Annotated in this window: 14 protein-coding genes; 5 read left to right on the top strand and 9 right to left on the bottom strand. The window is 65.9% G+C overall.

From position 1 onward, the window contains the following. Positions 1-6 precede the first annotated feature (6 nt). Entirely contained in the window at positions 7-453 is a 447-nt protein-coding gene (locus H7K45_RS13720) for an Rv2324 family transcriptional regulator (protein WP_263996350.1), read from the bottom strand. 121 nt (positions 454-574) lie between these two features. Here H7K45_RS13720 and ddaH point away from each other — a divergent pair, with 121 nt between their 5' ends. The 4 genes from ddaH (at position 575) to H7K45_RS13700 (ending at position 5,235) form a co-directional block, all read left to right on the top strand. Then, the gene (gene ddaH, locus H7K45_RS13715; RefSeq protein WP_263996349.1) at positions 575-1,438 is read left to right on the top strand and encodes a dimethylargininase; all 864 of its coding nucleotides are present in this window, start codon (positions 575-577) and stop codon (positions 1,436-1,438) included. Then, entirely contained in the window at positions 1,435-2,733 is a 1,299-nt protein-coding gene (rocD, locus tag H7K45_RS13710; RefSeq protein ID WP_263996348.1) for an ornithine--oxo-acid transaminase, read from the top strand. The genes ddaH and rocD overlap by 4 nt, the downstream gene beginning before the upstream one ends. 58 nt (positions 2,734-2,791) lie before the next feature. After that, positions 2,792-4,249: an amino acid permease gene (locus H7K45_RS13705; protein ID WP_263996998.1), complete on the top strand. Its 1,458-nt coding sequence runs from the start codon at positions 2,792-2,794 to the stop codon at positions 4,247-4,249. A gap of 104 nt (positions 4,250-4,353) precedes the next feature. Further along, the gene (locus tag H7K45_RS13700) at positions 4,354-5,235 is read left to right on the top strand and encodes a universal stress protein (protein WP_263996347.1); all 882 of its coding nucleotides are present in this window, start codon (positions 4,354-4,356) and stop codon (positions 5,233-5,235) included. Positions 5,236-5,240: 5 nt separating this feature from the next. Here H7K45_RS13700 and H7K45_RS13695 read toward each other — a convergent pair whose 3' ends face one another. The 8 genes from H7K45_RS13695 to H7K45_RS13660 form a co-directional block, all read right to left on the bottom strand. Beyond that, positions 5,241-6,086: a mycofactocin-coupled SDR family oxidoreductase gene (locus H7K45_RS13695; protein ID WP_263996346.1), complete on the bottom strand. Its 846-nt coding sequence runs from the start codon at positions 6,084-6,086 to the stop codon at positions 5,241-5,243. 75 nt (positions 6,087-6,161) lie between these two features. Continuing rightward, positions 6,162-7,025 (bottom strand): SHOCT domain-containing protein, encoded by an 864-nt coding sequence (locus tag H7K45_RS13690; RefSeq protein WP_263996345.1) that lies wholly within the window; start codon positions 7,023-7,025, stop codon positions 6,162-6,164. Between the two features lie 38 nt (positions 7,026-7,063). Next, entirely contained in the window at positions 7,064-7,792 is a 729-nt protein-coding gene (locus H7K45_RS13685) for a PP2C family protein-serine/threonine phosphatase (RefSeq protein WP_263996997.1), read from the bottom strand. 226 nt (positions 7,793-8,018) lie between these two features. Beyond that, positions 8,019-9,209, bottom strand: a complete 1,191-nt coding sequence (gene tuf, locus H7K45_RS13680; RefSeq protein ID WP_263996344.1) for an elongation factor Tu — start codon at positions 9,207-9,209, stop codon at positions 8,019-8,021. Between the two features lie 81 nt (positions 9,210-9,290). Beyond that, entirely contained in the window at positions 9,291-11,393 is a 2,103-nt protein-coding gene (gene fusA, locus H7K45_RS13675; protein ID WP_263996343.1) for an elongation factor G, read from the bottom strand. Between the two features lie 78 nt (positions 11,394-11,471). Further along, positions 11,472-11,942 carry a 30S ribosomal protein S7 gene (rpsG, locus tag H7K45_RS13670; protein WP_149480312.1) on the bottom strand — a complete coding sequence of 157 codons (471 nt, stop codon included), beginning with the start codon at positions 11,940-11,942 and terminating at the stop codon, positions 11,472-11,474. Next, on the bottom strand, positions 11,942-12,316 hold the full coding sequence (rpsL, locus tag H7K45_RS13665; RefSeq protein WP_263996342.1) for a 30S ribosomal protein S12: 375 nt from the start codon (positions 12,314-12,316) through the stop codon (positions 11,942-11,944). The genes rpsG and rpsL overlap by 1 nt, the downstream gene beginning before the upstream one ends. A 363-nt stretch (positions 12,317-12,679) precedes the next feature. Continuing rightward, the gene (locus tag H7K45_RS13660) at positions 12,680-13,261 is read right to left on the bottom strand and encodes a TetR/AcrR family transcriptional regulator (protein ID WP_263996996.1); all 582 of its coding nucleotides are present in this window, start codon (positions 13,259-13,261) and stop codon (positions 12,680-12,682) included. Between the two features lie 363 nt (positions 13,262-13,624). On the opposite strand from H7K45_RS13660, the gene H7K45_RS13655 reads away from it, so the two are divergent. Beyond that, a complete protein-coding gene (locus H7K45_RS13655) occupies positions 13,625-13,975 on the top strand; it encodes a DUF3060 domain-containing protein (protein WP_263996995.1) in 351 nt (116 codons plus the stop codon). Positions 13,976-13,983 lie beyond the last annotated feature (8 nt).

Below are 13,983 nucleotides of genomic sequence, written 5' to 3'. Positions count from 1 at the left end.
CCATGCTCAGACGGGCGCGCGCTCGATGATGTTGGACAGCACCACGATGCTTTCGCTGCGCTCGATGTCGGCACTCGCGCGAATGCGTTCCAGCGCTTCCTCCAGATGGCGCATGTCGCGGGCGAGCACGTGCAGGATGGCGTCGGCCGTGCCGGTGACGGTCGCCGCGCTCACCACCTCGGGAATGCCGATCCACGCCTTGCGCAGCTCGGCGGGGGCGATCGTGCCGTGGCAGAACACCTGCACGTATGCCTCGGTGTTCCAACCGATTGCGTTGCGGTCGACGACGGTGGTGAAGCTGCGGATGACCCCGTCGTCGAGCATCCTGTCGACCCGTCGCTTCACCGCGGGCGCGGACAGGTTGACCCGCTGCCCGATCTCGGCGAAGGTCGCTCGGGCATGGTCGGCGAGCTCGGCGAGGATGAGCTCGTCGGTCTGATCCAGCCGGTCCACGGCGTCTCACTTTCTTAAAACAACAGATCGCCGCAATCCTAGCTTTGGCACAACGGATCGCGCATCGACACGCAATGAGTGGCGATTGATTGCGTCAGGACACCGCCATATCGTTTCTGGCATGACGATCGCTGATCTTGCCGGCACCCCGGCGCCCGAAGCCGCCTCCGCGACGGCCCGCGTCCGTACCCCGCGTCTGCGCCGGTACGCCATGACCGCTCCGACGTTCTTCGCCGTGGAGTACGCGATCAATCCCTGGATGGACACGTCGACGCCAGTCGACGCCGCGCTGGCCGTGCGCCAGTGGGATGCGTTGCGCTCGACGTACCGCACGCTGGGCCACACCGTCGAGATGGTCGAACCCGTCGCCGGCCTGCCCGACATGGTCTACGCCGCCAACGGCGGTCTGGTCGTCGACGGCGTCGCCGTCGTCGCGCGCTTCGCCTACCCGCAGCGCGCCGGGGAGGCCGTTGCCTACGCGGATTGGATGAGCAGTCGCGGCTTCACGCCGCACGCCACCCAGTACGTCAACGAGGGTCAGGGCGACCTCCTGGTGGTCGGCCCCACCATCCTGGCGGGCTACGGCTTCCGCACCGACCTGCGGGCCCACGCCGAGATCGCCGAGCTCACCGGCCGGCGCGTCGTCAGCCTGGAACTCGTCGACCCGCGCTTCTACCACCTCGACACCGCGCTGGCGGTGCTCGACGACAGCACCGTCGCCTACTACCCGCCCGCCTTCAGCGACGACGCGCGAGCGCAGCTGCGTCGACTGTTCCCGGACGCCGTCGAGGTCTCCTCCGCCGACGCCTACGTCCTGGGCCTCAACGTGGTCTCCGACGGCAAGCACGTGCTGCTGCCCGCCAACGCGGTCGGCTTCGCCGAACAGATCGGGGAGCTCGGCTTCGAGCCGATCGGGATCGACCTGTCCGAATTGTTCAAGGGCGGCGGATCCGTCAAATGCTGCACGCTGGAGGTGTACTCGTGACCATCCTGGAAACCGTCATGACCGGAGAAGGAGACCTCACAGGGCCAGTCGGCTCCTCGCGCGAGCGCTCGTCGGCGGCTGCCATCGCGGTCGACGAGCGCTACGCGGCGCACAACTACTCGCCGCTTCCCGTCGTCGCCGCCTCGGCCGAGGGCGCCTGGATCACCGACGTCGAGGGCCGCCGCTACCTGGACTGCCTGGCGGCGTACTCGGCGGTCAACTTCGGCCATTGCAACCCCGAGGTCCTCGCCACCGCGCACGCCCAGCTCGACACCGTCACCCTGATCAGCCGGGCCTTTCACTCCGACCGGCTCGGCCCGTTCTGTGCCGCACTCGCCAATCTGTGCGGCAAGGACATGGTCTTGCCCATGAACAGCGGAGCCGAGGCCGTCGAGAGCGGCATCAAGGTCGCCCGCAAGTGGGGCACCGACGTCAAGGGCGTGCCCGCCGACCAGTCGAATATCGTCGTGGCGCACAACAACTTCCATGGCCGCACCACCACCATCATCAGCTTCTCCGACGACGAGACCGCCCGTCGCGGCTTCGGGCCCTACACACCCGGTTTCCGCGCCGCGCCCTTCGGTGACGCCGATGCGTTGGCCAACGCGATCGACGAGAACACCGTCGCAGTCCTGCTGGAACCCATTCAGGGCGAAGCGGGCATCATCGTGCCGGCCGACGACTACCTGCCGCGAGTGCGGGCGCTGTGCACCGATCGTGACGTGTTGATGATCGCCGACGAGATTCAGGCCGGTCTCGCCCGCACCGGTCGGACCTTCGCCTGCGACCACTGGGGCGTGGTGCCCGACGTGTACCTCCTCGGCAAGGCCCTCGGCGGTGGCGTCGTGCCGCTGTCGGCGGTGGTGGCCAACCGCGACGTGCTCGGCGTGTTGCATCCCGGCGAGCACGGGTCGACGTTCGGCGGCAACCCGCTGGCCGCCGCCATCGGGACGACGGTGGTGACCATGCTCGAGCGCGGTGAATATCAGTCGCGCTCAGCCGAACTCGGACGACGACTGCACGCCCGCCTCGGCCAACTCGTCGGCCACGGGGTGCTCGCGGTGCGCGGAATGGGCCTGTGGGCCGGCGTCGACGTGGACCCACGGATCGGCACCGGAAAGTCCGTCAGCTTGCGGTTGGCCGCACGCGGTGTTCTCGTAAAGGACACACACGGTTCCACCCTGAGGTTCGCCCCGCCAATCGTCATCACCGAGGAGGAGATCGACTGGGCCGTCGACCAGTTCGCCACAGTTCTGGCCGAGGCCCTCGCATCACCAACGGCCGCCACCGCTTGACGCCTGCCGAGGAGGCACCATGGCATCACCCACACCGTCGGTTAGCTTGACCGAACAGATGCTGCGTCGCCGCCCAATCATGGGCGCACCCGTCGCACACGGCGCCTCCCAGGAACTCAAACGCACCATCGGCGTGTTCCAGTTGACGATGTTCGGCGTGGGCGCCACCGTCGGCACCGGCATCTTCTTCGTACTGTCCGAGGCAGTCCCCCAGGCCGGGCCCGCGGTGCTGCTGTCGTTCGTACTCGCCGGCGTCGCCGCCGGTCTTGCCGCGATCTGCTATGCCGAGATGGCCTCTGCGGTGCCGGTTTCCGGGTCGACGTACTCCTACGCCTATACGACCCTCGGCGAGTTCGTCGCGATGGGCGTGGCCGCCTGCCTGCTACTCGAATACGGGGTGTCGACCGCCGCGGTGGCCGTCGGGTGGAGCCAGTACCTCAACAAGCTGTTGCAGAACGTCTTCGGCGTCAGCCTGCCGCAGGCCATCACCGCAGCGCCGTGGGACGACGACCCCGGGATCGTCAACCTGCCCGCCATCGTCTTGGTGGTGATGTGCATGCTGCTGCTGATCCGCGGTGCGTCGGAGTCGGCCAGGGCCAACACCATCATGGTGCTGATCAAGTTGGGCGTGCTGGCGATGTTCTCCGTCATCGCCTTCACCGGCTTCACCACCGACCACTTCGCCAACTTCGCGCCGATGGGCACCGCGGCAGTGGGGCTCGCGGCCGGCACGATCTTCTTCTCCTACATCGGTCTCGACGCCGTGTCCACCGCCGGTGACGAGGTCAAGGATCCACAGAAGACCATGCCGCGCGCCATCATTGCCGCGCTGCTGATCGTCACCGGCATCTATCTACTGGTGACCTTCGCCGCCTTGGGCGCGCAGGACTGGACGGGTTTCGAGGGCCAAGAGGCCGGACTCGCCCAAATCCTGGACGACGTCACGGGATTGACGGTCTGGAGTACCGTGCTCGCCGCGGGTGCGGTCATCTCGATCTTCTCCGTGACGCTGGTGACCATGTACGGCCAGACGCGCATCCTGTTCGCGATGGGTCGCGACGGGCTGCTGCCCTCGATGTTCGCCAAGGTCAACCCCAAGAGCATGACGCCGGTGAACAACACCATCGTGGTGGCCGTCGTGGTGTCGATCCTGGCGGGGTTCATCCCCTTGGACAAGCTCGCCGACATGGTGTCGATCGGGACCCTGACGGCCTTCATCGTGGTGTCCCTCGGGGTGATCATCCTGCGCAGGCGCGAACCCGATCTGCCGCGCGGGTTCAAGGTGCCGCTGTACCCCGTCACGCCGATCCTGTCGATACTGGCGTGCGGTTACATCCTCTACAGCCTGCACTGGTACACCTGGATCGCGTTCGGCGCGTGGGTCGCCGTGGTGCTCGCCTACTACCTGGTGTGGGGACGGCATCACAGTGCGCTCAACGACGGCGGCGGTGGCGTCGTCGCGCCGGCGCCCGGGGTGGACGACGTCGAGATCGTCTCGCGCAGGGACGAGAACTAGTGACCGTCCAGCGAGAAGCGAAGCGAGATCGCGCATGACTTCCCAGCGAGAAGCGAAGCGAGATCGCGCATGACTTCCCAGCGAGAAGCGAAGCGAGATCGCGCATGACTGTCGTCGTCGGCTACCTGGCGGGCAAGGCGGGGACCTCGGCCCTCAACCTCGGGGTCGAAACGGCCAGAACACTGAAGACGTCACTGTCGGTGGTCACCGTCGTGCCCAAGCCGTGGACCACGCCGTCCCCTGCGCGCGTCGACGCCGAGTACGCGCAGTACGCCGACCGGTTGGCCGCCGACTCCGCGACGCAGGCCAAGGAATGCATTGCCGAGATCGACGCCAGCCTCGAAGTCAGCTTCCACAAGTACGCGCACCGCTCGGCGCCGGGCGGGTTGCTGCAGGCGGTGGCCGACATGAATGCCGAAGCGCTGGTGTTGGGTTCGGCGTCGGACGGCAGCCTGGGCCGCGTCGTGGTGGGCTCGACCGCCGACCGGTTGCTGCACTCCTCACCGGTGCCGCTGGCGATATCCCCGCGCAGCTATCGGGGCGCCAAGTCCCACGGGTTGACGCGGATCACCGCCGCCTACCCCGGCACCCCGGACTCGTTGCACGTCGTACGGCGCAGCGCCGCGCTCGCCGAACAGCTGCGGATCCCGTTGCGCGTCATCACCTTTGCGGTGCGCGGTCGCACGATGTATCCCCCGGAGGTCGGGTTGGATGCCGAGACGTCGATCTTGGAATCCTGGGCGTTGGCGTCACGCGAGGCGTTGGCGGCGTTGAAGACCGACGGCATAGTCGGTGACGACGTGACCCTTCAGGTGGTGACGGGCAACGGGTGGGACCGGGCTCTGGATGCACCGGACTGGGATGACGGCGACCTCCTCGTCATCGGGACCTCGCCGCAGGGACCGATAGCCCGAGTGTTCCTGGGCTCGAAGGGCACCAAGATCGTGCGCCACAGCCCGGTCCCGGTGCTGGTGCTGCCGAACTAGCCCGTCTAGTACTTCATCGTTCCGCGGTCGACGGCGATCTGAGAGCCCGAGATGGTGGCCGACGCGTCGCTGGCCAGCCAGGTCACCACGTCCGAAACTTCCTCGGCCGTCATGAACTCCTGCAGACCCTTCTTGCCGTCGTGGTTCACGGGGTGGAACGGCATCGGCGAGAAGCTGTGGATGTAGGTCGGGTACTTGCCGAAGATCTCCATCATCGCCTCGGGCTCGACCATCGGAGTGTCGATGGAGTACGGGTGAATCGAGTTGACGCGAATGCCGTACTCCCCCACCTCTAGTGCCAGTGAGTTGGTGAGGGCGACCAGTCCGTGCTTGGACGCCGCGTAGTGACTGTTGCCGGGTGTGGCCTTGAGCCCGGCCGACGAGCTGACGACGATGATCGATCCGCCGTTACCGGCCTCGATCATGGCGGGCACCGTGGCGCGGATGGTCCGCCAGGTGCCGTTGAGGTTGACGTCGATGACGCTGTCCCACTGCTGTTCGGTCATCTCGAACATCCGGCCCCAGCTGAGCACCCCCGCGTTGGCCACCACGACGTCGAGCCGACCGAACTGCTCAATCGCGTCGGCGACCACCTGCTGCTGGGCGGCGAGGTCGCGGATGTCGACCTCTCGAGCGAGCACCTTGCGGCCCGTCGCCTCGACGGCACTGGCGGTCTCGGCGAGGTCGGCCGAGGTGGCCGCCGGGTAGGTGATGGTGTCCGACACCGGCGCGCACACGTCGATGGCGACGACGTCGGCGCCCTCGTTGGCCAAGCGGATGGCATGGGCCCGGCCTTGTCCGCGGGCCGCGCCGGTGACGAATGCGACCCGTCCCTCGAGTGTGACTGCCATCAACCGACCCTTCGTCGTCCGTGCACGATGCCAGGTGCAGGCTAGCAGCCAAAATGGAACGTGTTCTAGAACGGGTCAGAGTTCGGCAATGATCTGCTGTCGCTTCGCGGTGTATTCGTCCTCGGAGATGGTGCCCATTGCGCGCAGCGTCTCCAGTTCCTGCAGGCGCTGCGCGGTCGACGGCCCGGCCGGAGCCAGCGGCGCGGCGGGCGCTGGTGGCGCGGCGGGCGCTGGTGGGGCGGCCGTGTGGGCGGCCGGAGCATTCCGTTGGGCGGCGGCGCGCCTGACCACGTTCATCACCTGCTGCCGGACAGCGGGATTGGAGCGAATGTCGACGGTGCCGTTCATCGGCACTCCGTGCGCCTTGAGGATTTGCATGATCTCCATCAGCGGTTCCGACTGCCCGGACAGGTCGTAGGTTCGGTCACCGTCTTCGGCAAGGGTGAATTGGGCGGGCATCATGCCGCCCACCAAAGCGCTTCGGTTCCAGTCGATCTCGTATTCGTTGGTGGCTGGGTCGACGAGCACCACCAACTTTCGCCCGGTGATGAGCGGCAGCCGCGTTACCGACGCAATGACCTTGTCCTGAACGTCGAAGGGTCGCAGGCCCGGTCCCTCGACGTGCAACCCGATCTTCACCAGCGGTTGGTCGTTGATCCGCGTGCCGGTCTCACCGATGGAGGTGACGCTCGCGAGCGCCAATACACCGTTGGCCTCGAGCATCTGGGTCTTGGCAGCCGAGCGCGCGCCGTAGTTCGCCAAGGCGAGGGCGACCAGGACGTCGACCACGGTGATGACCAGGCCGGTCCAGAACATCCAGCGCATCGAATCGCCGAACATGACCTGCCCGACGGTGAAGTACACGCCGAGGAAGATCGGGCCGACCAGTCCGCCGCACAGCAGCACCAACAACTGCGCCTTCACGTACCGCCCCACCATGGCCATCCTCCTCGTCGGCTGGGCCGTCGTGCGACAGACTATCCGTCGGAGGACAGTTCCGGAATCTCCACGATGAGGAACGAGAAGTTGTCGTGGGCGCCGTTGCGGCGGGTGGTTTCGATGATGGTCTCGGCCAACTCGTCGAGGTCTGGCTGCCGGACGGCCTCCCGCAATTCCTCGGGTGACATCACCCCGCTGACACCGTCGGAGCACAGGAGATACGTACCCGCTTCGACGGGCCGCACCTCGAGGTGGGGCTGAACCGGCGGGATCTGCCCCAGCGACTGGGTGATGATGTTCGTCGGACGTCCGTTCACGTCGAACACCGAGTCGTCGATGGAGATCTGGGTCAGGACGCCGTCGGTGATCGAGAAGACCGGGCTGTCACCGACGTTGAAGATGACGAGCCCTCCGTCGAGCAGACACAGGCCGGCCACGGTCGTCCCCAGCCCCTGCAGGTCGGCGTCGACTCCGACGGCGCGTACCTGCTCACTGGTCTCGACGAGGGTGTCCTCGATGTCGGACGGGTCGACCCAGTCCACCGACCGCTCGGAGATGACCGTCAGGGCGACCCGACTGGCGAGGTCGCCACCCGCATGCCCGCCCATACCGTCGGCGACGGCACACGTGAACGGTGCGGTCGGCGCGAAATCCATTGTTACGAGGGATCCTTCGCGGGTCTGGCTCAGCCATCCCGCCACCAGGATGGCGTCTTCGTTGCGTTTGCGCACCAGCCCGAGATCGGTGAATGCACGCACGTTGATCACGGACAACCCGCACCACCTTCGTCGACTGACCAGCTTGGTCCGCTCATCGTGCCAGACCACGAGGAAATCACAGCACCTGCCACGACTTCCAGGGCGAGCGAAGCGACGGGGAATTCAAACAAGGGCGAGCGAAGCGACGGGAAATGAAATCAAGGGCGAGCGAACACGAAAGCGGCGCCCACCCTTTCGGGTGAGCGCCGCTTTGCGGAGTAGCTAAGTCAGATCATCACTTGATGATCTTGGTGACGCGGCCGGCGCCGACGGTCTTGCCGCCCTCGCGGATCGCGAACCGCAGGCCCTCGTCCATGGCGACCGGCTGGATCAGCTTGACGCTGATGTCGACGTTGTCGCCCGGCATGACGATGTCGGTGCCCTCGGGGAGGGTCACGACGCCGGTCACGTCCGTGGTGCGGAAGTAGAACTGCGGGCGGTAGTTCGACAGGAACGGCTTGTGACGGCCGCCTTCTTCCTTGGACAGGATGTAGACGCTGCCCTCGAACTCCGTGTGCGGGGTGGTGGTGCCGGGCTTGACCACGACCTGGCCACGCTCGACGTCCTCACGCTTGACGCCACGAACCAGGAGGCCGACGTTGTCGCCCGCCATGCCCTGGTCGAGCAGCTTGCGGAACATCTCCACACCGGTGACGGTGGTCTTGGTGACCGTCGGGCGGATGCCGACGATCTCGACCTCTTCGTTGACGTTGATCACGCCACGCTCGACACGACCGGTGACGACGGTGCCACGACCGGTGATCGTGAAGACGTCCTCGACGGGCATGAGGAAGGGCTTGTCGGTCTCACGGACGGGGTCCGGGATCGACTCGTCGACGGCGTCCATCAGGTCCTCGACGGACTTGACCCACTTCTCGTCGCCCTCGAGCGCCTTGAGCGCCGACACCTGGATGACCGGTGCCTCTTCGTCGAAGTCCTGGGCGGCCAGCAGTTCGCGGACCTCCATCTCGACGAGCTCGAGCAGTTCCTCGTCCTCGACCATGTCGGACTTGTTCAGCGCGACGAGGATGTAAGGCACGCCGACCTGACGGGCGAGCAGCACGTGCTCCTTCGTCTGGGGCATGGGGCCGTCGGTGGCGGCCACCACCAGGATCGCGCCGTCCATCTGCGCGGCACCGGTGATCATGTTCTTGATGTAGTCGGCGTGACCGGGGGCGTCGACGTGTGCGTAGTGACGCTTGTCGGTCTGGTACTCGACGTGCGAGATGTTGATCGTGATGCCACGCTCACGCTCTTCGGGCGCATTGTCGATCTGGTCGAATGCGCGCGACTCGTTCAACGCCGGGTACTTGTCGTGCAGCACCTTGGTGATTGCTGCCGTCAACGTGGTCTTGCCGTGGTCAACGTGACCGATGGTCCCGATGTTGACGTGCGGCTTCGTCCGCTCGAACTTCGCCTTCGCCACTTCTGTGTCCTCCTGGACTTCGATGATGCTTGTTTAAAGGTTTTCGGTTTTCAGTTGTGTGGTCTTGCGTGAGGATACCGGTTACTGACCGGTCGCCTTCGCGATGATCTCCTTCGAGACGTTCGCCGGAACTTCGGCGTACGAATCGAACACCATGGAGTAGTTCGCCCGGCCCTGGGTCTTCGACCGAAGGTCTCCGACGTAACCGAACATCTCCGACAGTGGTACGGTCGCCCGCACGACGCGGGCCCCACTGCGCTCCTCCATGGCTTGAATCTGACCACGGCGAGAGTTGAGGTCGCCGATCACTTCACCCATGTAGTCCTCGGGCGTGGTGACCTCGACGGCCATGACCGGCTCCAGGATGACCGGCTGCGCCTGCGCGGCAGCCTTCTTCAGCACCTGGGAACCGGCGATCTTGAACGCCATTTCCGACGAGTCGACGTCGTGGTACGCGCCGTCGAGCAGGATCAGCTTCAGGTTCACCAGCGGGTACCCGGCGAGCACGCCGTACTGCATGGCGTCCTGTGCACCGGCGTCGACCGACGGGATGTACTCGCGAGGGATGCGACCGCCGCTGACCTTGTTCTCGAACTCGTAGGTCGCGCCGTCTTCGCCGCTGAACGGCTCGATGCTGACCAGGACCTTGGCGAACTGGCCGGAGCCACCCGTCTGCTTCTTGTGGGTGAACTCGACCTTGTCGACGGACCGCTTGATGGTCTCCTTGTAGGCGACCTGCGGCTTGCCGACGTTCGCCTCGACCTTGAACTCGCGACGCATGCGGTCGACGAGGATGTCGAGGTGGAGCTCGCCCATGCCGCCGATGACGGTCTGGCCGGTCTCGTTGTCCTGGTGGACCTTGAACGTCGGGTCTTCCTCGGCCAGCTTCTGAATGGCCAGGGACAGCTTCTCCTGGTCACTCTTCGTCTTGGGCTCGATCGCGACCTCGATCACGGGATCGGGGAACGTCATCGACTCGAGGACGACCTGCTGCTGCGGGTCGCTCAGGGTGTCACCGGTGGTGGTGTCCTTCAGGCCGATCACTGCGTAGATGTGGCCGGCAGCGGCCGTCTCGACCGGGTTCTCCTTGTTGGAGTGCATCTGGAAGAGCTTGCCCAGACGTTCCTTCTTGCCCTTGGTCGCGTTGATGACCTGGGCACCGGAGTCGACCTTGCCCGAATACACCCGGACGTAGGTGAGCTTGCCGAAGAACGGGTGCGTCGCAACCTTGAACGCCAGGGCCGAGAACGGCTCCGAGGTCGACGGCTTGCGGGTGACCAGTTCGTCTTCCTTGCCGGGCACGTGGCCGGTCACGGACTCGACGTCCAGCGGCGACGGCAGGTAGTCGATGACGGCGTCGAGCATGGGCTGAACGCCCTTGTTCTTGAACGCGCTGCCGCACAGCACCGGGTAGATCTCCGAGCTGACGACCATCTTGCGGATCGCGCCCTTGATCTCCTCGATCGTGAGCTCTTCGCCACCGAAGTACTTCTCGAGCAGCGCTTCGTCGGTCTCGGCGACCGTCTCGAGCAGCTTGGTGCGGTACTCGTCGGCCTGATCCTGCAGTTCGGCAGGGATGTCGATGGTCTCGTAGGTCTCGCCGAGCTTGGTCTCGCCGCGCCAGACCTTGGCCTTCATCTCGACCAGGTCGACGATGCCCTCGAAGCCACCTTCGGAACCGATGGGAAGCTGAATGGGCAACGCACGGGCGCCGAGGCGCTCCTCGATGGTGCGCACGGTGAAGTAGAAGTCCGCACCGATCTTGTCCATCTTGTTCACGAAGCAGATGCGCGGCACGTCGTACTTGTCGGCCTGGCGCCAGACCTGCTCGGACTGCGGCTCCACGCCTTCCTTGCCGTCGAAGACGGCTACGGCGCCGTCGAGCACCCGAAGCGAGCGCTCCACCTCGACGGTGAAGTCGACGTGACCGGGGGTGTCGATGATGTTGATCTGGTTGCCGTCCCAGAAGCAGGTGGTAGCGGCCGAGGTGATGGTGATACCCCGCTCCTGCTCCTGCTCCATCCAGTCCATCGTGGCGGCACCGTCGTGCACCTCACCGATCTTGTAGCTGATACCGGTGTAGTAGAGGATGCGTTCGGTCGTCGTCGTCTTACCGGCATCGATGTGCGCCATGATGCCGATGTTGCGGACCTTGGTGAGGTCGGTGAGCACGTCCTGTGCCACGGCGTCTTCCCACTCTTTCTTGCTTGTTGGTTGTCGATGAACGGCCGGCGGGCCGAATCGATCAGCCGCCGGCGACGATCACCAGCGGTAGTGCGCGAAGGCCCGGTTCGCCTCGGCCATCTTGTGGGTGTCCTCGCGTCGCTTGACGGCGGCACCCAGGCCGTTGCTCGCGTCGAGCAACTCGTTGGCCAGGCGTTCGACCATGGTCTTCTCGCGGCGTTGCTTGGAGAATCCGACCAGCCAACGCAGCGCCAGCGTGGTGGACCGCTCGGGGCGGACCTCGACGGGCACCTGGTAGGTGGCGCCACCGACACGACGGCTGCGGACCTCGAGGGCCGGCTTGACGTTGTCGAGAGCGCGCTTGAGGGTCACGACCGGATCGGTGCCGGTCTTGTCCCGAGCCTGTTCCAGCGCTCCATACACAATGCGTTCGGCGAGGGATTTCTTCCCGTCGAGCAGAACCTTGTTGACGAGCTGCGTGACCAGCTGCGAACCGTAGACCGGATCGTTGACCAGCGGGCGCTTGGGTGCGGGCCCCTTACGCGGCATTAGCTCTTCTCCTTCTTGGCGCCGTAGCGGCTTCGTGCCTGCTTGCGGCTCTTGACGCCCTGGGTGTCGAGCGAACCGCGAATGATCTTGTAGCGAACACCGGGGAGGTCCTTCACACGGCCTCCACGAACCAGCACCATCGAGTGCTCCTGAAGGTTGTGGCCTTCACCCGGGATGTAGGCCGTGACCTCGATACCGGTGGTCAGCTTGACGCGCGCGACCTTCCGAAGTGCCGAGTTCGGCTTCTTCGGGGTGGTCGTGTACACGCGGGTGCACACGCCACGGCGCTGCGGGCTGCCCTTGAGGGCCGCGGTCTTGACCTTGGCAATCTTGTCCCGGCGACCCTTGCGGACCAGCTGGTTGATGGTTGGCATGTACCGGCTTCCTGTGTTGCTTCGTGAAACTGCTCTGCTGTCTTACGGTCGTTCTCAAGTCTGTGTACTGCGGTTACGCCCTGCCGTACTACCCCGCGGCCGGGTGTGTCGCACGCGCTCGCGCACCGAATCTCGTCGATGCGTCGTGGACATGCGAATTGGCCCGGCGTGCAGGCTTGCTTGCTGGCATCACAGCCGCAAGCGCCCTAACGGCCAGGCACGATCGACCACGATACCCGGCCGCGGGGGCTCGGGTCAAAGCGCGACGACTCTACCCCCGACCTGGGCGATTCCCACCGATTCTAGAGCCCGCGGCAAGCCCTCAGCTCGATTCTCTGCTCTTCGCGCAAGCGCTCATCGCCCTCATCGCGCCTCCATGCCGGCCGCCAGCCTCAACACCATGTCCGTGAACACGGCGTCGGTGTCGATCGCGTCCATCACGCCCGTCATCTCCAGGAGCACGAAACCGTGCAACGCAGACCAGAACTCAAGCGCCGCGAAGAAGCCGTCCTCACCCTCAAGGCCGAACGAACCCAGCACCGCGATCACGGGTTCGGCGGCGGCGCGGGTCGCCGCGGTGTACTCCGGGTCGTCGCCACCGAGCGGCATCCGGGTGAAGGCCGAATACCTGCCGGGATGGTGGTGGGCGTAGCTGCGGTAGGCACCGGCCATCGCGACCACCGCGTCGTCCCTGGTGCGTCCGACGCCCACGGTCTCGAGCATGCCGATGATGTCTTCGATGACCCGCATCCGGACCGTCCGGCGCAGGTCCTCGAGGCTGTCGACGTGGTTGTAGAGCGACGGGCCCTTGGTGCCGAGCTGCGTCGCAAGGGCGTTGATGGTCAGCGCGTCCCAGCCCTCGCGGTCCAGGAACGTCAACGCCGCGTTCACGATTGCGTCGCGGCTGAGCTTGGTCGACCTCGCAGGCGGCCGCACCCTGCCCATGCCGGATGTCGCGTCCGACCGAGCTGCCATGGGGTCAAGTCCTTCTCATCGGCGGGTGAGCGTCACGTGTCCTTCGAGTGAGGACGGTCAATGACTGTAACCCGCGGGACGGTGGGCTAGTCAGTTCACTGCGTCCCGGCTGAGCTGGGCCAGAGCGCTGGTGCTCGAGCGCAGATCGGGCACGTTGCCGAGGGCGACCGGCTGCGGCCCGTGCCGCGTTCCAGCAATCGCTTGGCGGCTACCCGACGACAACGGCGGAACTACCGCCATGGGGAGTACTGCGCGACGTAGAGTCGTCGATGAGAAGATCCTGGCCGCGTCGCAAGGGGGACCACCGTGAGTTGGAAGGCGTCGAGCACGTCGCTGGGCCTGAGCGTGGTCGCGGTCGTCGCAACGTCACTGGCCGCCGCCCCGGCCGCCAGCGCCAAGAACGGCGACACCCACATCACCGGCCAGGGCGTCGTGCAGACCTTGGACTGCAACGACTCCGCGCTCATCGTCGTGGGCACCGGCAACCAGATCACCGCGGTCGGCACCTGCTGGGGCGTCTCGGTTCAGGGCTCGGCCAACGTCGTGGTGGCGGACAACGTCGTCAACGACATCACCGTGTACGGATTCGACCAGACGGTGCTCTATCACCAGGGCGAGCCCTTGGTCTGGGACCGCGGTCGCGAACTGGGCATGACCAACCGCATCGATCGGGTACCCGCCTAGGCATGCAC

The organism is Mycobacterium yunnanensis (genome assembly GCF_025823185.1).
Lineage (GTDB): Bacteria > Actinomycetota > Actinomycetes > Mycobacteriales > Mycobacteriaceae > Mycobacterium > Mycobacterium yunnanensis.
This window is presented reverse-complemented; position numbering and strand designations above follow the sequence as displayed.